20 protein-coding genes and 1 pseudogene are annotated in these 19,422 nt (G+C 44.8%); 12 read left to right on the top strand and 9 right to left on the bottom strand.

Features of this window, described 5'->3' with window-relative positions; translation table 11 throughout:
• Positions 1 to 49: 49 nt before the first annotated feature.
• From dapF to SO_RS19950, 5 genes are all read left to right on the top strand, one after another.
• A complete protein-coding gene (dapF, locus tag SO_RS19970) occupies positions 50 to 877 on the top strand; it encodes a diaminopimelate epimerase (protein WP_011073967.1) in 828 nt (275 codons plus the stop codon).
• Positions 874 to 1,509 carry a DUF484 family protein gene (locus SO_RS19965; RefSeq protein ID WP_011073966.1) on the top strand — a complete coding sequence of 212 codons (636 nt, stop codon included), beginning with the start codon at positions 874 to 876 and terminating at the stop codon, positions 1,507 to 1,509. Before dapF ends, SO_RS19965 begins: the two co-directional genes overlap by 4 nt.
• Positions 1,510 to 1,550: 41 nt before the next feature.
• Entirely contained in the window at positions 1,551 to 2,450 is a 900-nt protein-coding gene (gene xerC / locus SO_RS19960) for a tyrosine recombinase XerC (RefSeq protein WP_164925924.1), read from the top strand.
• Positions 2,450 to 3,172, top strand: coding sequence for an HAD-IA family hydrolase (locus SO_RS19955; RefSeq protein WP_011073964.1), 723 nt, complete (start codon positions 2,450 to 2,452; stop codon positions 3,170 to 3,172). The genes xerC and SO_RS19955 overlap by 1 nt, the downstream gene beginning before the upstream one ends.
• Positions 3,173 to 3,297: 125 nt before the next feature.
• Entirely contained in the window at positions 3,298 to 3,873 is a 576-nt protein-coding gene (locus SO_RS19950) for a HupE/UreJ family protein (RefSeq protein WP_011073963.1), read from the top strand.
• Between the two features lie 5 nt (positions 3,874 to 3,878).
• On the opposite strand, the gene SO_RS19945 is transcribed toward SO_RS19950, so the two are convergent.
• The gene (locus tag SO_RS19945) at positions 3,879 to 4,382 is read right to left on the bottom strand and encodes an AlbA family DNA-binding domain-containing protein (RefSeq protein ID WP_011073962.1); all 504 of its coding nucleotides are present in this window, start codon (positions 4,380 to 4,382) and stop codon (positions 3,879 to 3,881) included.
• 98 nt (positions 4,383 to 4,480) lie between these two features.
• Positions 4,481 to 5,227: an iron-sulfur cluster repair di-iron protein gene (ric, locus tag SO_RS19940; protein ID WP_011073961.1), complete on the bottom strand. Its 747-nt coding sequence runs from the start codon at positions 5,225 to 5,227 to the stop codon at positions 4,481 to 4,483.
• Between the two features lie 709 nt (positions 5,228 to 5,936).
• On the opposite strand from ric, the gene SO_RS19935 reads away from it, so the two are divergent.
• Positions 5,937 to 7,096 (top strand): IS3-like element ISSod1 family transposase gene (locus SO_RS19935; protein WP_141135407.1). Its coding sequence is split into 2 segments (ribosomal slippage): positions 5,937 to 6,186 and positions 6,186 to 7,096, totalling 1,161 coding nucleotides; the frame shifts between segments, so codons are not numbered across the junction.
• A gap of 493 nt (positions 7,097 to 7,589) precedes the next feature.
• Here SO_RS19935 and SO_RS23305 read toward each other — a convergent pair.
• The 7 genes and pseudogenes from SO_RS23305 to SO_RS19905 form a co-directional block, all read right to left on the bottom strand.
• A pseudogene (locus SO_RS23305) lies at positions 7,590 to 7,688 on the bottom strand (transposase); the annotation flags it as partial.
• Between the two features lie 133 nt (positions 7,689 to 7,821).
• Complete coding sequence (gene catB / locus SO_RS19930; RefSeq protein ID WP_011073960.1) at positions 7,822 to 8,454, bottom strand: type B chloramphenicol O-acetyltransferase; 633 nt, start codon at positions 8,452 to 8,454, stop codon at positions 7,822 to 7,824.
• Positions 8,455 to 8,639: 185 nt separating this feature from the next.
• Positions 8,640 to 9,314 (bottom strand): Crp/Fnr family transcriptional regulator, encoded by a 675-nt coding sequence (locus SO_RS19925; protein WP_011073959.1) that lies wholly within the window; start codon positions 9,312 to 9,314, stop codon positions 8,640 to 8,642.
• A gap of 313 nt (positions 9,315 to 9,627) precedes the next feature.
• Complete coding sequence (locus tag SO_RS19920; protein WP_011073958.1) at positions 9,628 to 10,353, bottom strand: nucleoside phosphorylase; 726 nt, start codon at positions 10,351 to 10,353, stop codon at positions 9,628 to 9,630.
• Between the two features lie 70 nt (positions 10,354 to 10,423).
• Complete coding sequence (locus SO_RS19915; protein ID WP_011073957.1) at positions 10,424 to 11,629, bottom strand: NupC/NupG family nucleoside CNT transporter; 1,206 nt, start codon at positions 11,627 to 11,629, stop codon at positions 10,424 to 10,426.
• The gene (locus SO_RS19910) at positions 11,626 to 12,177 is read right to left on the bottom strand and encodes an NAD(P)H-dependent oxidoreductase (protein WP_011073956.1); all 552 of its coding nucleotides are present in this window, start codon (positions 12,175 to 12,177) and stop codon (positions 11,626 to 11,628) included. The genes SO_RS19915 and SO_RS19910 overlap by 4 nt, the downstream gene beginning before the upstream one ends.
• A 155-nt stretch (positions 12,178 to 12,332) precedes the next feature.
• A protein-coding gene (locus tag SO_RS19905; RefSeq protein WP_141135407.1) for an IS3-like element ISSod1 family transposase occupies positions 12,333 to 13,492 on the bottom strand; the annotation gives its coding sequence in 2 pieces (ribosomal slippage) (positions 12,333 to 13,243 and positions 13,243 to 13,492; 1,161 coding nt in all).
• A gap of 717 nt (positions 13,493 to 14,209) precedes the next feature.
• Between SO_RS19905 and SO_RS19900 the strand changes: the two genes are divergently transcribed.
• From SO_RS19900 to SO_RS19875, 6 genes are all read left to right on the top strand, one after another.
• Positions 14,210 to 15,019 carry a phosphate ABC transporter substrate-binding protein PstS gene (locus SO_RS19900; protein ID WP_011073955.1) on the top strand — a complete coding sequence of 270 codons (810 nt, stop codon included), beginning with the start codon at positions 14,210 to 14,212 and terminating at the stop codon, positions 15,017 to 15,019.
• A 48-nt stretch (positions 15,020 to 15,067) separates the two neighbouring features.
• Positions 15,068 to 15,973 (top strand): phosphate ABC transporter permease subunit PstC, encoded by a 906-nt coding sequence (gene pstC / locus SO_RS19895; protein ID WP_011073954.1) that lies wholly within the window; start codon positions 15,068 to 15,070, stop codon positions 15,971 to 15,973.
• Positions 15,974 to 15,975: 2 nt separating this feature from the next.
• Entirely contained in the window at positions 15,976 to 16,839 is an 864-nt protein-coding gene (gene pstA / locus SO_RS19890; RefSeq protein ID WP_011073953.1) for a phosphate ABC transporter permease PstA, read from the top strand.
• 42 nt (positions 16,840 to 16,881) lie between these two features.
• Positions 16,882 to 17,631: a phosphate ABC transporter ATP-binding protein PstB gene (gene pstB, locus SO_RS19885; protein WP_011073952.1), complete on the top strand. Its 750-nt coding sequence runs from the start codon at positions 16,882 to 16,884 to the stop codon at positions 17,629 to 17,631.
• Positions 17,632 to 17,883: 252 nt separating this feature from the next.
• On the top strand, positions 17,884 to 18,516 hold the full coding sequence (locus SO_RS19880; protein WP_011073951.1) for an exopolysaccharide biosynthesis protein: 633 nt from the start codon (positions 17,884 to 17,886) through the stop codon (positions 18,514 to 18,516).
• A 169-nt stretch (positions 18,517 to 18,685) separates the two neighbouring features.
• The gene (locus SO_RS19875; protein WP_011073950.1) at positions 18,686 to 19,420 is read left to right on the top strand and encodes a flagellar motor protein; all 735 of its coding nucleotides are present in this window, start codon (positions 18,686 to 18,688) and stop codon (positions 19,418 to 19,420) included.
• Positions 19,421 to 19,422: the final 2 nt, after the last annotated feature.

Here is a 19,422-nt window from a genome sequence, read left to right as displayed (position 1 = left end):
AGGCGCTTGGCTACTCAGTGGCGGCGCCTAGGCTTAAAGGATAAGTATCTTGATCCAATTCACTAAGATGCACGGACTTGGCAACGATTTTATGGTGGTCGATGGTATCACGCAGAACGTGTTCTTTTCGCCTGAGCAGATCCGCCGTTTAGCTGACCGTAACTTCGGCGTGGGTTTCGACCAACTCTTGCTGGTTGAGCCGCCCTATGATCCTGACCTCGACTTTCACTATCGGATCTTTAATGCCGACGGTGGCGAAGTTGAAAACTGTGGTAATGGCGCCCGTTGCTTTGCGCGCTTTGTCCGTAATAAAGGTCTAACGAATAAGAATAAAATTCGTGTTAGCACCTCCGCAGGTAAGATGACACTGCGCCTTGAGCGCGATGGCACTGTAACGGTCAATATGGGCGTGCCCGTGCTCGAACCTAGCCAAATCCCCTTTAAAGCCAAAAAAGCCGAAAAAACCTACCTACTGCAAACGCCGCAACAAACCTTTTTGTGTGGTGCGGCCTCCATGGGTAATCCCCATTGCGTGCTCGATGTGGAAGATGTTGCCAATGCTAATGTCGCCGAAATCGGTGCACTTCTCACCAAACATGAGCGATTTCCGCGTGGGGTGAACGTCGGTTTTATGCAGGTGGTCAATGCTGGGCATATCAAACTGAGAGTCTATGAGCGCGGGGCGGCCGAAACCTTAGCCTGCGGTACAGGTGCTTGCGCCGCCGTTGTCGTGGGGCAAATTCAAGGCAAACTTGACCAACAAGTACAAGTGGATTTACCGGGCGGCAGCTTAACCATCAATTGGGAAGGTGAGGGCAAACCACTGTGGATGACGGGCCCTGCACAGCATGTTTATGATGGACAAATTCAGTTATGACAGAGCCAATGATGCCACGAACGGATTTGCCCTTTGACGAGTTGATTATTCGCGAATATCTGCTGGATAACCCCGACTTTTTTAATCGGTATCCCGAGCTGTTATTGGCGATGCGTCTGCCCCATTTGGAGCGCGGTGCGATTTCCTTGGTTGAGCGACGCCAAGAATTACTGCGCCAACGGGTTAATCAGCTCGAAGAAGAAATTACCAGCCTGCTCACCATGGCGGCGCGCAATGAGAAGATTTTCTTATTTAATACTGAGCTGTCTTTTAAACTGCTTAATTGCGTTAATTTAGAATCGCTTAAGGAAGTATTGGCTGATAATCTCAAGGCGCAGTTTAACTTTACCCATGTGCGCCTTATCAGTGTGTTAGAGGCCGATGTGGAGATGAAGGCGATTTGGGCGGAGCGTTTACGCAAGGAATACTATTTTGGTCGACTGACGCAGCAGGAGGCGAAACGCTTATTTGGCAGTGAGGTTGGCTCGGTGGCGTTAGTTAAATTAGCCGATGATATTCCAGTGATTTTTGCTGTTGCCAGCCACGATGCTACCCATTTTCATCCCGATATGGACAATATGCTGCTCGAGCAGATACGTCGATTGCTCGCTCATATGCTCGCTAAACTTTAAGCCCAGATGAGGAGTCCGATATGAACCCGCCAGCTGATGATATGCCTGCGCGTTGTCACTCCTATTTACAACAATTTGAAGCCTATATGCAGTCGGAGCGACAGTTATCGGCGCATACTGTGCGCAACTACCTGTACGAGTTGCAGCGTGGTCGCGAATTATTGCCCGAAGGGATTGATTTACTCAATGTCGGGCGTGAGCACTGGCAACAAGTGCTCGCCAAGTTGCACCGTAAGGGGTTGAGCCCACGATCGCTGTCATTATGGTTATCGGCGGTAAAACAATGGGGAGAGTTTTTATTGCGCGCAGGTGCGATAGAACTCAATCCCGCCAAGGGGCTCAGTGCGCCCAAGCAAGCTAAGCCTTTGCCTAAAAATATCGATGTCGATTCTCTCACGCATTTGCTGGAAATTGACGGCAATGATCCGCTAACGCTGCGCGACAAAGCGATTATGGAGCTGTTTTATTCCAGCGGGTTACGTTTAGCAGAGCTCGCTGCGCTCGATTTATCCAGTGTGCAATACGATCAGCGTGAGGTGCGGGTGTTAGGCAAGGGTAACAAAGAGCGTATTGTCCCCGTGGGGCGTTACGCGATTGATGCCATTAGCGCTTGGCTTGAGTGTCGCAGGCAAATCCCCTGTGAAGATAACGCATTATTTGTCACCGAAAAGGGCAAGCGTTTGTCCCATCGCAGTATTCAAGCGCGCATGAGTAAATGGGGCCAAGAGCAGGCGTTATCGATGCGGGTTCATCCCCATAAGTTACGTCATTCTTTCGCCACGCATATGCTGGAATCCAGTGCTGATTTACGTGCAGTACAAGAATTATTAGGCCATGAAAACCTGTCTACCACGCAAATTTATACCAGTTTAGATTTCCAACACTTGGCGAAGGTGTATGATAACGCCCATCCTAGGGCGAAAAAACAACAGGATAAATAATGCGTTGTTATCTTAGACCGCAGAATATTCGCGCGATTAGTTTTGATCTCGACGACACCTTATACGATAACGAACCTCACATTATCAATGCCGAAGCCGAGTTAATGCAGTTTTTGCATCAGGCTTTTCCGTTGACACAAGCTTGGCAGCCGCAGCAGTGGCGACGACTCAAATTACAGCTGCTACAGCAAAATCCGGCCCTAGCCCATGATACTTCAGCGGCAAGAATCGCCACACTCCACCATGGTTTATCACTCCTAGGTTACAGCGAGTCGGAGGCGAAACGCGGCGCAGAGGAAGGTTTGGCCTGTTTCTATTTTCATCGCAGCCATTTTCACGTTTCAGACGAGGTCTTGGCACTACTCTCGCGCTTGTCGGCCCATTTTAGGCTGATTGGGATCACCAATGGTAATGTGGATGCCGAGCGGGTTGGCTTAGGTGAAGTATTTGAATTTGTGCTGCATCCGGGAAGCGGTGTGCGGATGAAGCCAGCAAAAGATATGTTTTCAGAGGCTTGTGAACGCCTAAATATCGGCTTAGAACAGTTGTTGCATGTTGGCGACAGTATGAATGCTGATGTTCGTGGCGCGCGCTTGGCGGGATGTCAATCGGTTTGGTTAAATCCCAGTTTTGGCCGCGTGGCATCGTTGCCTATTGCAGCACTCTTGCCCCATATGGAAATAGCCACACTTGATTCATTGCTAGAGATGTTATTGCCTTGAATAAGTGTCTTAACCGAATTAGCGCCCATTTTAGGTGATAAGGATCAAGGATTAGCGGTTAGCTTTACTCTAGAGTATTAGCAATTATTTAACCTGATGACACCAATTACTGACAAGGAATGGCTATGGTGCGTTTAAGTTTGTTGATCCTATTGAGTTTGTTGATTGCCCCCGCCTCTGCACACGAAATCCACTCCGGTGGTGGTTTTATGGCAGGCTTTAACCATCCCGTTTTAGGCTTTGATCATCTACTCGCCATGTTAAGTGTGGGGATGCTGAGCACGCAGCTTGGTGGGCGGGCGATTTGGACTGTACCCTTAGCGTTTGTGTGTTTTATGTTGGTTGGCGGCATACTTGGGCTCTATGCCATTCCGGTGCCCTTTGTCGAAATGGGTATTGCTTTATCGGTACTATTACTCGGTGTTGCGATTGCGAGTGATCGTCAATTGCCTCTGCTGTTTGCCATGGCGTTTGTTGGCGTGTTTGCGATTTTCCACGGCCATGCCCATGGTATGGAAATGCCTGAACTCGCCAGCCCAGTTCTTTATGCCTTTGGTTTCTTATTCGGTACTGCGGTTATCCATTTAGGTGGCGTTATGCTGGGGCTTGGCATGCAGCGTGTAACCGGACAGCGCAGTCTAATGCGGCTGTCGGGCGTGGCGATTGCCGCTATGGGTGGCTATTTACTCGCGGGTTTTTAGAAATACTACCGCGCCTTGAACAGCTTATTGCAGTGATGGGCGCGGCGTAGCATTTGCATCACCTGCTTGCGGCTGGCATGCATATCGGCATCCCCAACCCGAAAATAGCTGCCAGTGTAGACATCGGTGCCAATAAATACAGGTTTTAAATGCTCAGGCGCGAGCGGAACCCGAATCCTTATCAGTTTTTTATTCATAATTTCAATAAGCTGCACATCAGATATCGCCAAAATATTGCAGCTGACCCGGCTAGGATTGTCGATGATCTCCCAAAATTCCTGTAATACAGGCTGCGGATTAGGGATGCCTTCAATGGTGAAATGGCCGCGGTCTTCGCGTACCCCAAGAATAATCTCTCCGCCTAAGGTATTGGCGAAGGAACTATAGGTTGCCCAAATATCTTCCGGTAATTGACCTTGCCCATCACGGCCCCGCGCAAGCTTAAACTCCACCTGGGCGGATTCGTGTAGGGAAGTAATATCATCGAGTGCGAATGTTGGGTATGTCATGGCGGCTTATCCTGGCAAGGCACACCACTTTTTGTAACACGCCACAATTACAAAGGCCAGCAGTTGTGCCGGCCCTTGTGGTTAATCAATCCTATTGATTAGGTGAGTTGCAGCGCCTTGGGGAAGAGAATGTTGTTCTCTAAGTGAATGTGCCTGTGTAGATCCGCCTCAAATTCTGCGAGCGTGGCATAACAAACCCGCCAAGTGGTACAGGCATATTCTGGAGGCGTAAAGCCGTTGGTTAACTCATGTAGCTTTTGTAAAATCAGCCCAGCGTCTTCATGCTCGTGTTGCATCGCATTGATAGGATTGCCGATATGACCAAAGCAGCCTTGCACTTGCTCACCTTGGCTCATGGCGCGAATTGCGGGGAAGAGAATGTTTTCTTCCTTCATCAAATGCGGCATTAAGTCTTCTATCAACGCTCGAACCCAACCCGCAAAGGGAACAATTTCGGCATAATGCTCGCCATGGGCGCGTACCATTTTTTCGGAGTATTCCAGTAATAACGGTGCTTTAGCACGGACATATTGATGGTGAGTACGCTCAATATAATCAATCAGTTGTTCAAGTGGCAGTTGATTCAGTTCATCTTCCTTGGCGCCTGAATTTGTCATGTACTCTAATGCAGCGACAACTTTATAGGGGTCGGCTTGCGCTCGCTCACAGGCGTTGATCAGTGCTCTACCACCGCCACAACAGAAATCGATACCAAATTGGCTAAACACATGGGCGCGGCGAAAATCCTCCGCGACCAGCTCGCCCACTTTACGCTCAAGCCACGGGGATAAAGGGGTTGATGGTTGTTCAAGCTGAGACGCTGACGCAAGGCTGGCAGATGACATAGCAACACTCCAAAGCACAAATAATTTACATGCATATTATTTGCAGCTTTAAAGTGATGCAATAAATCTTGACTAAAATAGTCAAGATTTGCAGCAACAGTCACATAAATAGAGTCTGTTAAAAAAGTCGCATAAATGGAGTTCGTTAAAAAGTCGTATGAAAGGCTTATCAAGCTGGCGTTGGATGAGTCTGGTGTCGAGTGATTCACTACTTTATTTGTGGATATTGCAGAGTTAGACCTTTAACTCGAATTAGTGTTTCGGATTAAAATTTGTGATGAACTGATTGACATCGTTAATCACCACCTAGTCAAAAATCACACAAGTAAGCATAAGATGCTAACTAGCTTGGCCAATCATTAACGGAACGTTGGCTAGATTGTATTGACTCTTCGAGTCAAACATAATCGGAAAGCTGGTCAAAAGGTGGCGTTCAAATTTTGTACGTTCCGTCCCGGTGCTTCCACCATTCCGAAACAGATTGGCCAGCATTCCGAAAAAATTAGTCAGTCTACCAGTGAAAACTAGCCACTTGGGGCTTATATTAATTAGCCGTACTTACCTATTAAGATTGGCATAATGAATGCCAATACGGCTAATGTAGTACCTATAATCAACAGTACTCGACAAAAGGAGGCGGGTTGTTCTGGTCTAATCCCATCGGACACTTAATTTTGAGACAGTATGGTCAATAAATTAAGAGGTCTATATGAGTCTGAAAAAATCACATAAGAGTTATCCGCAGGCATTTAAAGATGAAGCCGTCTTGATGGTGCTGGAGCAAGGTTATAGCGTTGCCGATGCGGCAAAGTCTCTTGGAGTTAGCACGAGCCTGCTTTACAACTGGAAGGAAAAACACGAAGCCCTGCAACAAGGCATCACCTTAGAAGAGTCTGAGCGTGATGAGTTGAAGCGATTGCGTAGAGAAAACAAAGAATTACGCATGGAAAAAGAAATTCTAAAAAAGGCAAGCGCCTTCTTTGCGAGAGAAATGAAGTAAGATTTCGTTTCATCAAACTGCAATCTCACCTGTTTCCCATAACACTGTTATGTCGAGTAATGAGTGTCAGTAAGTCAGGCTATTACGATTGGCATAAACGCCCTGCAAACGTGATAAGCGTTGAAACACTGAAGCTTTATCGCCTTGTTCGACAGCTATTTAAGCAAAGTCGAGGCAGCTTAGGGAATCGTGAAATGGTGAAGAAATTGCGCAAGGAAGGCTACCAGGTTGGTCGCTATCTCGTTCGTAAAATTATGCACCGCCTTCGACTCAAAGCAACCCAGCGATGTGCTTACAAGGTGACGACACAGCGAAAACACTCAGATGCAGTGGCTGATAACCTGTTAAACATGAACTTTAATCCAGTATCGGCTAATCAGGTCTGGGCGGGTGACGTGACCTATTTAAAGACGGGTGAAGGCTGGATGTACTTAGCTGTGGTGATGGATTTATATTCACGCCGGATTGTGGGATGGCGCATAGACAAACGCATGACCACAGATTTGATATCCAAGGCATTAATAAAAGCCTACAACCTGCGACAACCAGCGCGAGGGCTGGTATTTCACAGTGACCGAGGCTCGCAATATACCAGTAAACAATTCGGTAGGCTGCTATCGAGCTATGGTATCCGAGCCAGCATGGGTGATGTGGGTGCGTGTTGGGATAATGCCGTTGTTGAGCGATTCTTTGGTAGCTTGAAACACGATTGGATTTTTAAAGTTGCTCAACCAACAAGGGAGTTTATGAAGCAAGATGTGACGGCTTACATCAAATATTACAACTTGGAGCGACTTCATTCTGCTAATAACGATCTGTCACCTGTAGAGTTTGAGAATTCTCAAGTAAAAGTGTCCAGTTTGGGTTGACCAGTACAGTTTTATTTAAATCTCCATCGTTAAGTTCTCGATATTCCTCTTTTAATAAGAACCTAATTACTTTATTTGAATTGCTAAGACTATTGTTGTTAATAAAGCCAACTTTACCTAACACTTCCCACTTTTCTGGATACTTGCTTTCCAATAGTGACGACATTCTTTTAAAGGAAATAAAATACCAGACCGTAATAGGGAAAAGGCTTAAAACACAAACGGTCCAAAAAAAATGCATGAACGACACTCCATTTCCTAACTAATTATTTTCTAAAAAACCTAGCTACCCATTTTAAATCAAAAACATAATGCACTTTCAATTTGCCTACAACCTACTCAGGCTAAAATGGCTTGAATGAGGGGCATCAAAAGTCGCCGGGCTGCATTTGAGTCAAAAAATGGAGCTAATTCCTTTAAGAATGGTGTATTCCTATGTGGCAAGTAAAGCCACTGCACTAGATGCAGAGGATGGGTTACTGTTCTTCATTAGCACAAGTGCAAAGGCCACCAGGTCAATAGCTAAAACCGTTTCAAGTTCAAACAGTAGTGACTCAATCCATACGCGGCGATGGTCATAATTTTTACCCGAACAGTATGCAAACCTCCTTGTTTAATGCTTAGCCAAAGCATAGTCGGAGGTTTATTATCAAGTGCTTAGAGGTGGATGCCCATGCATTTTTCCTGCCTTTCCCTAATCTTTCTCTTTTTAGATGGCAGCGGTTTTAAGCGTTTGAACTTTGCCAGATGCGGTAAAGGCCTGCTATATCAGATGAACACAAAAGAGGCATAGCTTGTTCAATTTGCTCTAATGGCCAGTCCCACCACGCCATTTCCAACAACATTGAAATTTCCTGTTCTGAAAACCGCTTCTTTATTGGTTTTGCTGGATTTCCGCCAACAATAGTGTAAGGCTCTACATCTTTTGTCACCAAGGCGCGACTCCCTATCACCGCGCCGTGGCCAACCTTGACGCCAGGCAAAATCATCGCTTCTGAACCAATCCACACATCATTTCCAATCACGGTATCGCCAGTGGTTTGAAATGTATCAACAGCTTCTGAAAATGCAGGCTCCTCATTCATGTAGAAAAAAGGGAATGATGTCACCCAATCATGCCTATGTCCTTGATTGCCAGCCATAATAAAAGAAGCACCAGAGCCTATCGAGCAAAAACTACCAATAATCAATTTATCAACGTCATCACGATCTGGCAAAAGATAGCGAGCACAATCATCAAATGAGTGGCCGTGATAATAGCCTGAATAGTAACTATAACGGCCAACCTTAATATTGGGATTCTTGACCTGTTCGCTGAGAGGCTTCCCTTTAAACGGGGTCTCAAAATAGTTTTTCATATAATTTTATTCCGCACATTGCTACAAAATCTGTATCAGTGAATAACGCTAGGTAAATTTGAGTCAACATTATCAACACCTAACCCTTTTTAGATCCATCAGTTCGGATATTAACTCTGCCTATATAGGTTTGGATTTATCGCCTTTAGCAGTAACTGTGTTGCTTGATAGCGCATTCAGTTTAACTACTCAGCAATAAAAGCAGTGAGCGCTTTGGGGTCGATAATATGCAGCTGCTGATCGCGTTTTTCGACAAGGCCGAGTTCAATCAGGGAGTTGAGTGCGCGGCGGTAGACGCGACTGCTGGTGCCGAAGCGTTCGGCTTCTTGCTCGACCTTGTTAAAGGCTCCGAGGGCGAGATTGTTTTGGCTGCGTTGTAGCAAATCGAGGGCGATATTGACGGCGATGGGGTGCAATAAGCGGTTGGTGTAGATTGCCATTGAGTCTTGATAATCCCATGCCAGCGCGGAGGCAAAAAAGAGTGCTAATTGCGGTTGCGTGATGATGCATTGTTGCAGTTTGGCGGCACAAATTACCTCGGCTTCTATTTGCTCTTCGGCCATCACAGTCCATTGGCAGGGCAGTTTAGTAAAAAACTCAATTTCGCCAAAAATATGTTGGTCACAATTTAGCTCGCCTAGTTGAAAGCGCCGACCATTATTGGCGCTGGTATACATGGCGACTTTCCCTACTGATACCACGTAGAGCTCACGCACATTTTGCCCCTGTTGCAACATGATATCTCCGGGGGCAAATTGGCGGCTGGCCGTTTGGCACTGAAATAAGGCTTGCTTAAAGAGTTCGCGCTGCTCGCTTAAGGTGTCGCCAAAGCGGCTAGAGAGTTCAGGATGTAACTGCATGTTGATGATAGTTGCGGATTACTAATGCAATTAAGGTACGCATTTCACCGCAGAATTGATACTTATTCGATCATAAAATCAGTAAGTCCGTGCATGCGGGCATTATGGTTGTAGCGGTGGATGATAGCGCGTAATGTGCGTCGCCGCTGTTGTGGCGCTGCAAACGTTTGTTGGACAGATTGGTGTAAGTGTGAATGTAAGTGTGGGTTGAATGGGATGATGGCGCATTGACTGCGCCATTAAGAGGATGATTTGGTGGTTATCTGGGTGCTGCGTTTAGCGGCAATGCGCGCCGCTTTAGCCTCAACAGGCTTTAATCACACAGCGCGTTGAGCGCGGCTAAAATGGCATGTTGCTCACCTTGGGCGCTTGCCTTGGACGATGCTACATAGTCATTAACTCCTGCTTTAACATCCTGATCAAACAGCACTACGTTGGTGAGTATTGCCGCCACTTCAAGTTGGCGCAGTCGGCCGACGGTGAATAACGCAGCGGTTTCCATATCTGCCCCGAGCACGCCTTGACGATGCCAATAGTGGCAGAGGTCCTGTTCTTGATCGGTATAAAAACTGTCGTGGGAGCGCACTACGCCGCTATGGGCACATATATGATGCTGCGCGCAGTATGCTTGCAGTTTGCCGACCAAACGATGATTGGCATAGGCCGGAAAACCGGGCTTTACATAGCTGGCAGAGCCGCCATCATCACGTACGGCGGCTTCGGCAATAATCACATCGCCTATGGCTATTTGCGGTTGTAGCGCACCAGCAGAGCCGATGCGGATAAGTTGTTTTACACCGCATTGATACAGTTCCTCAAGGGCAATGATCGCCGAGGGCGCGCCAATACCTGTGCTGCAAACGGTGACGATAGTGTCGCCATAACGGCCCCGCATCAGTCGAAACTCGCGGTTATCCGCCAAGGATTCGACATCAGTTAGATGCGCCACGATGCGGTTGACTCGATTAGGCTCGCCGCAGACGACGGCTTTTTCACTGACTTGGTGGGGCGCGACGAGAATATGGGGTTGAATACTCATTGTTGACCTTTATCAATTACTTAGCTTGGCGGTAGCCCTAAGTTTTATCGGGCTACCGCGAAGGGAATACTTAGATAAACAAACTGACAATTGCAGCATTCATTAAGTTTGCTAACGTTGCCGCGAGCAGTACTTTCATCCCCAGCTGGCCAATCAGCCCTGCACGTTGCGGGATCATTTTACTCAGGGCGCCACACACCATGGCTACTGAGCCGATATTGGCAAAGCCACACAGGGCAATGGTCATAATGGCATTACTACGTGCAGACAGTTCCACATTGCCCATATTGGCGAAGGCAACAAACTCATTCATGGCGATTTTTTGCCCTAGGAAGGCGCCGGCTGTGCTTGCTTCGACCCAAGGAATACCAATCAACCAAGCTACTGGCGCAAACAAGGTGCCGAGGATCATATCTACGGTTAAGGTTGGCATACCAAACAGTTCACCAATCGCACCCAATCCGCCGTTCAACAAGGCCATGAGGCCAATACAGGCAATAATGACTGCGCCGACGATGGCAGCGATTCCCATACCAGCAATGGCACCTTTGGCTATGGCATCAATAAAGCTGCTCGGCTTTTCATCATCGGGTAATTCTGGCACTTCGTTAACGGTTGGCTCGGTTTCTGGGATAAGCAACTTCGCGAACATCAACCCCGCTGGAGCGGACATAAAGCAAGCCATAATTAGATAGTTAAGTGCAACGCCCATCCCCGCAAGGCCCGCTAAAATGGAGCCAGCAATCGAAGACAATCCACCGACCATCACCGCAAAAATTTGCGCGCGGGTGAGGACGCGGTGGTAGGGCTTGATCAGTAACGGTGCTTCGGTTTGACCGAGAATAATATTGCCCGCTGCATTCATTGACTCCGCCCGTGATGTGCCGAGCACCTTTTGCAAACTGCCACCAATAATCAACACAAACCACTGCATAATGCCTAAGTAGTACAGCAAAGAGGTGAGTGCGGCAGTAAAGATAATTTGCGGTAATACCTGTAATGCCCAGACAAAACCAATGCCTTCAACACTGAAATTGACTAAGCTGCCAAAGGCAAATTTAATCCCTTCAGTACCATAACCAAAGACTTTGCCTACGGTATTCGATACGGCCAGTAGCACATCGGCACCGATCTCGGTTGCCAGCACAAAAAAAGCGAGCGCGATGATAATGCCAAATGCACCGATAACGGCGCGCCAGCTGATCAAACTGCGGTTGTCAGAAAACAGCAAACCAACGCCTAAGAGTACAAAAATACCAAGGATGGACTGGATCATTCTGAGTGGTCCTTATATGAATTAACGGCTGCAATCACACGCTCGGCATGGTTCTTTGCAAGGGAAAGGGTGTTGGACTTATTGCCACCTTCGGCGGCAGTGGAGTTCATCTCAAAGCTAATAATGGTATCGATAATCTCGACAGCGGCTGCGCGAAATGGGTGTTCGTAAGCTTGCTGGTATGCGTTAAAGGGTAAAAAGTTAAAGCCTGTCTCGCTGTAAGAGTCCTCAGTCGCCCCCGCGGTGATAGAAAATAGGACAGGTTTACCTTGGAGCTGGCTACCATTAGGGCCAAAGGCAAAACCATAAGTAAATACCTCATCGATCCAATGTTTGAGCACGGCGGGGTAGGTGCTCCAATAGAGCGGGAATTGCACCACAATCACATCGGCATCGAGCAACTGTCGCTGCTCCGTGGCGGTATCCCCATCAAACTGAGCCACTGAATTGATATGCCAGCCCGGTTGCTCAGCCTCAAGGGCAAGTATGCTGGCATTGGCCACAGACTGGGTTAAGTTGGGGTGCCCGTTTAGCACGAGTATGTTCATTAGCTAGCTCCTGATAGGAAACGGTGCTGCCATGCAGCCAAAACCAGAGGCTCAAGCACCGAGTTACGAAGTCATGGCGTGGATTATAGGGAGATAAGAGGGAATGCCAGAGGACATTTGTCTCCTAGCTCTTGATGCAGTTCATACTGTACTGGTCAACCCAAACTGGACACTTTTACTTGAGAATTCTCAAACTCTACAGGTGACAGATCGTTATTAGCAGAATGAAGTCGCTCCAAGTTGTAATATTTGATGTAAGCCGTCACATCTTGCTTCATAAACTCCCTTGTTGGTTGAGCAACTTTAAAAATCCAATCGTGTTTCAAGCTACCAAAGAATCGCTCAACAACGGCATTATCCCAACACGCACCCACATCACCCATGCTGGCTCGGATACCATAGCTCGATAGCAGCCTACCGAATTGTTTACTGGTATATTGCGAGCCTCGGTCACTGTGAAATACCAGCCCTCGCGCTGGTTGTCGCAGGTTGTAGGCTTTTATTAATGCCTTGGATATCAAATCTGTGGTCATGCGTTTGTCTATGCGCCATCCCACAATCCGGCGTGAATATAAATCCATCACCACAGCTAAGTACATCCAGCCTTCACCCGTCTTTAAATAGGTCACGTCACCCGCCCAGACCTGATTAGCCGATACTGGATTAAAGTTCATGTTTAACAGGTTATCAGCCACTGCATCTGAGTGTTTTCGCTGTGTCGTCACCTTGTAAGCACATCGCTGGGTTGCTTTGAGTCGAAGGCGGTGCATAATTTTACGAACGAGATAGCGACCAACCTGGTAGCCTTCCTTGCGCAATTTCTTCACCATTTCACGATTCCCTAAGCTGCCTCGACTTTGCTTAAATAGCTGTCGAACAAGGCGATAAAGCTTCAGTGTTTCAACGCTTATCACGTTTGCAGGGCGTTTATGCCAATCGTAATAGCCTGACTTACTGACACTCATTACTCGACATAACAGTGTTATGGGAAACAGGTGAGATTGCAGTTTGATGAAACGAAATCTTACTTCATTTCTCTCGCAAAGAAGGCGCTTGCCTTTTTTAGAATTTCTTTCTCCATGCGTAATTCTTTGTTTTCTCTACGCAATCGCTTCAACTCATCACGCTCAGACTCTTCTAAGGTGATGCCTTGTTGCAGGGCTTCGTGTTTTTCCTTCCAGTTGTAAAGCAGGCTCGTGCTAACTCCAAGAGACTTTGCCGCATCGGCAACGCTATAACCTTGCTCCAGCACCATCAAGACGGCTTCATCTTTAAATGCCTGCGGATAACTCTTATGTGATTTTTTCAGACTCATATAGACCTCTTAATTTATTGACCATACTGTCTCAAAATTAAGTGTCCGATGGGATTAGACCAGAACAATACTATTGTGAAAATTTGATTAAAACGTCGATGTAAAAATAAATGAAGTGATAAATGCAGCGCCTTGCCTTAACGAAATCGCAGCATCTAATCAGCCCACCGCTATCAGTCTACAACCTAGGTGCGTAAGCCGTGCTCAGTGCATATGATCAATCTCGAACGTTAGTTAGCGTTCTGCCATTGACCTGACTTGCACGTAAGAATGTCTTTGTACATTCAACCAGCTGATGAAGAGAAGGCTCTCGAGTTAAGTCTAGGCGATTCACTGATTTGAATTCAAAAACGCCATAATTAAGTAATTTTCCAATATATAACGATGGAAGATGGTAAACAAAAATTAATAAAAAATTCATCTATTTGTAAAAATAACTTATCCACATCAGGCATTACTTCAACATGAATTTAGTCTTAACCAAGCCACCCATCACCCTCTAGAACAGCGTGTTAAAGCCATTTTTGTTAGTTATAAATGAAAATACCTAAAGTTATCCACAATAACTAAAATTTACCTTCTTATAAAAAACATTCAGAGCGAAACTGGTAATAAAAACTGTAATAAAATTGTCATAATTATTTGTATTAATGTGCACGTTTTCATACAGAGAGAGCAGAAAGAGCTCTCTGTTAACTCTTTCCAATGAGACTTGAAATGAATAAATATATTAACCTGCTTACAGCGATTGGTTTACTAGTTGCTCCATTTGCTCAGGCATCTACAGTCACCGTATCAGGCTCAACTTCCGTTGCACACCTCATGGAGGTGCTTGCTGAAAACTTTCAAAAAATAACAACCCATAGTGTCGAGGTACAAAGCACTGGTTCTTCTGCAGGTATTCAAGCCGCAATAAATGGGACCAGTATGATTGGCATGTCTTCACGCAATATAAATGAAAATGAACTAAATGATACAACCAAGGCAATAGTGATTGCTCATGATGGTATCGCCGCAGCAGTGAACAATGCCAACCCAGTACAAGACCTAACTCAAGAACAAATATCTAAAATCTATCGTGGGGAAATTAAAAATTGGCGCGAAGTTGGAGGTGAATCACGTCCGATTGTCGTGGTAACACGTGAAGCTGGCTCAGGGACCCGAGGCGCCTTCGAAGAAATCATGAAACTTCAACGTACAATTAATGGCCATAAAGTTTCAGCAATTACACCTAAAGCTCATGTTGGCAGCGGTAACGGCATGATCAAGACCATCGTCGCAAATAACCCTTACGCCATAGGTTATATATCTCTTGGCTCAGTAGATAATTCTTTACGTGCGATTAAAGTAAACGGCGTTATTGCATCAGATCAGAATATTGCAACAGGTCAATATCAAATAACGAGACCATTCATTCTATTAGTGAATAATAAACCCCATCAAAATGCACAAGATTTTATAGATTTCATTATATCAAACGATGGTCAGCGCATCGTCGCAGAGCAAGGTTACAGCCCTACCAAATAAAAACATCTCTTAATAACATAACCTTATACTTATAACCAAGGTGTCATGATGAATTCAGGGATTCAACTCCAAGCGCCCAAAATGCCGCTTCTTTTAAAAAAATCAGGGGACTTAATAGAAACCAGTTTCAAAATATTATTCCTATGTTGTGCTATGGCAGGCGTGATTTCTGTTTCCACTATAGGATGGTTTGTCTTTAGCGAGGGGTTACCAGCACTTAAAGAGGCAGGTGTAATCTCATTCGTTTTAGGTAAGGAGTGGTTACCACCTGCGTTATACGGCATTTTACCCATGATTATCGCTTCACTCATCTCGACAACGGGTGCAATAATTATTGGGGTTCCAATTGCGATTTTTACCGCCATATTTCTTGCTGAACTTGCACCAAAATGGCTAGCAAATCTTGTCAGGCCTGCAGTTGAGCTGCTCGCTGGTATTCCTTCTGTAGTATATGGTTTTTTTGGGTTGGTTATTATTGTTCCGGGAATAGAAGCTATTTTTGATATTCCCGCAGGTAATACCCTCTTGGCAGGGATTATTGTTCTAGCGATCATGATTTTGCCGACCATCATCACCATTTCAGAAACTTCATTACGTGCATTGCCATCGGTTTATAAAGAAGGTGCATTGGCTCTAGGCGCATCCCATATTTACACTATTTTTAACGTGCTTGTCCCCGCGGCCAAAAGCGGGATTCTAACAGGCGTAATTTTAGGTGTTGCTCGTGCTATTGGCGAAACCATGGCCATCATCATGGTGATGGGTAATGCTCCTGCAATGCCAGGATCGTTACTTGAACCTGCTAGAACACTAACCGCTAATATCGCGATGGAAATGTCTTATGCAACAGGCATCCACTCCAGTGCTTTATACGCAACAGGTATAGTATTACTCGCGTTCATCGTATTACTTAATGGTTCGCTGTTGTATCTCAATCGTAAGAAGGCTTACTAATCATGCCTAAATTCACACAATCCATATCCATGCTAACGAGAAAGCGCAAAGACAGGCTGCTTTATTGCGCCATTTGGGGCTCAGCAGGGATAACAATTCTGTTCTTACTATGGGTCGTTTGGCACATTCTTGCTAATGGCCTAAGCCATGTAAGCTGGGAATTTATTACGGGTGCTTACACGCGAATAGGAGAGATATCGGGTATTTGGGCGATGATAGTCTCAACCGTTTACATGGTATTACTCTCACTTACATTTGCAGCACCGATTGGCATCATGACCGCAATTTATTTAACAGAATATGCCTCCCCTGTTAGTAAAGTCGTTAGAGTCATTCGTTTTTGTACCGAGTCATTAGCGGGTATACCCTCTATAGTTTACGGCCTTTTTGGCATGACTTTTTTTGTCACACAACTAGGTCTTGGATTTTCAATTTTGTCAGGCGCGCTCACCCTCGCTATGCTGATTTTACCAGTCATTATTCGCACCACAGAAGAAGCCTTGATGTCAGTACCTATGAGCTATAGAGAAGGTGGCTATGCATTAGGTTGCAGTAAAATTTATATCATTTGGCGATTGATTTTACCCAGTGCTTTACCCGGTATAGTGAACTCTATCATCTTAAGTACTGGCCGTGTCGTCGGGGAGTCGGCCCCAGTATTTTTGACTGCAGGAATGGTGACTCAAATTCCTGAATCAGTTATGGACTCAGGCAGAACATTGACCGTTCATTTATATAAATTAACGCAAGAGTTATTTACCCAAAATGAATGGGATCAAGCTTATGCAACTGCGACCATTTTGATTGTATTGGTGCTAATGCTAAACCTAGCAACCAAACTCATTGCAACTAAATTAAACAAATAATAGAAATAACACATCAAAAATATGTATAGAAAAGGCTAAATAATGAGCAAGTTTGAAGTAACACATTTGAATTTATTTTACGGCGAAAACCATGCATTAAAAGACATTTCGATTGATATACCCGCACGCCAAGTTACGGCCTTAATCGGTCCATCAGGTTGCGGGAAATCCTCTTTACTCCGTACGCTAAACCGCATGAATGATTTAGTTGAAGGAGTCAAAATCACCGGGACAGTAACTTTTGATGGTGATGATATTTATGCCAATATTGATGTAAAACACCTACGAATGAGTGTTGGCATGGTATTTCAAAAACCCAATCCATTTCCTATGAGCATCTATGAAAACATTGCTTTTGGACTAAAAGCTCAAGGCGTCAAAGATAAAGCCGTTTTAGATGCAGTCGTTGAAAACTCCCTTCGCGGTGCAGCATTATGGGAAGAGGTCAAAACTCGCTTACATACACCAGCATTTGGTTTATCGGGTGGTCAGCAACAACGATTATGTATTGCCCGAGCCATTGCGATGGAGCCGGAAGTCATTTTAATGGACGAACCGACCAGCGCTTTAGACCCGATTGCGACCCATAAAATTGAAGAATTAATGGATGAATTACGTAAAAAATTCACAATTGTGATCGTTACTCATTCAATGAACCAAGCTAAACGTATTTCAGATAAAACTGCATTTTTTTGGATGGGTGAATTAGTTGAACACGGGGACACAGAACAAATCTTCAATAATCCCAAGGATCATCGCACTCAAGGCTACGTTAGCGGCCATTTTGGCTAATCAAAGTAATAAAAATGAGCTAAAAATACCCAAGAGCCAGCAAACTAAAGGGATGTTATGAGTAAGATAGCCTATATTGAGAGGAGATGCATTGCTGAAGAACAGGCAACGGGACAAAGTGGGTACATTTTATACTATTGAAAATCAATGCTATATTGAGAAGACAAGTGATAACAATCTAACCAATTTGCTTAACATTAAAAACAGAAAGAAACCTTTAAAAATGGTCCTAATAAAACAAGGATATAATGTGTGAATGACCTCTCAAAAGATACACAATTAAAGCTTTCTGATGCGCTACAGTTTACATCTGATGCAATTGAAACTGACCATGTCAGCCTACGTAATCTACTGTGCCTTGTTGGGGAGCAAGGCATGTTATTATTTTGTATCCTATTGACAATTCCATTTTTATTGCCTATATCAATCCCAGGCACTAGTACACCATTTGGCCTACTGATTGTTTTTATTGGAATTGGTGTCGTCTTGAATAAAGGACCGTGGTTACCAGCAACGTTAATGGAGCGTCACTTTAGTTCAAAACAGATAAAACTAGTTTTGATGAAAGGAGCGGCTTTACTCACTCGAATTGATCATCTTAGTAGACCACGTCTATTTTTGTTAACAAGCAATAGTACCAATCGCTGTAATGGCATATTAATCATCCTTGTGGCTATTTTGTTGATGTTACCCCTTGGCGCAATCCCATTTACAAACACCCTACCAGCTTGGGTTATTCTATTAATTTGCATTGGTATGTTACAGCGGGATGGTATGTTCATAATTTGGGGTTATCTTTTGGCCATTGCTACCCTAGCTTGGTTCTGTTTCTTAGGTATGGGATTGTTTGTGACGGGTCAAAATGTTTCAGATATCCTGAGGTAAACTCATATTTTAAATAAAAAACTGGAACACATGAATTCACATCTTGAATTTAGTAGATTTTCCTTATAATGTGTACTTTGGAACAAAATTCGCCACAAACAAAAAACAATTAAAACATAGAGTTATACATAAGTTCAACATTCTACAGCTTACTAATTGAGAGTCTAAGATGAGTTTTATAGGTGTAATTGTTGCGCTAGTTTTTATCCTCGTCGGGAATCTAATTGAAGGTGGGCATCCAAGTGCACTATTAGACCTACCTGCATTTATGATAGTCATAGGCGGAACCATTGGTGCTACAGTGGCACAGTTCCCTTTTTCTGTCATTATCGCTTCAATGAAACGTTTTAAGTGGCTCATTTTTCCTTTACGAACTGATTTAAACGAGCGTGCCGAATTCTTGATCGAAATCGCAGGCGATGTGAGAAAAGGTGGTTTACTATCAATTGAAGATAAGATAGATCAAATTGACGATCCTTTTTTACATAAAGGACTTGAATTGCTAGTTGATGGGTATGAAAAAGACAATATCGTAGAAATCTTAGAAAAAGAGATTGAATTTGAACAGCATGGCATAGAACAAACTGTAAAAGTTTATGAGGCAATGGGTGGCTATTGTCCTACAATGGGTATTGTAGGTGCTGTATTTGGACTCATTCATGCTATGGGGTTACTTGATGCGCCTGATAAATTAGGTGGTGCAATTGCAGTCGCATTTATTGCGACTATTTATGGGGTTGCTGCGGCTAATATAATCTTCCTTCCCTTTGGAAATCGTTACAAAGCGTTTGCACATCAGTTAAGTTTATTTAAAGAGATGACGCTAACAGGCATAACTGGTATCGCTGACGGTGAGTCTCCACAACGGTTACAAGCTCAATTAAATCCATATTTAGAGCACTAATA

Origin of the sequence: Shewanella oneidensis MR-1, assembly GCF_000146165.2 — a bacterium.
Lineage (GTDB): Bacteria > Pseudomonadota > Gammaproteobacteria > Enterobacterales > Shewanellaceae > Shewanella > Shewanella oneidensis.
This window is presented reverse-complemented; position numbering and strand designations above follow the sequence as displayed.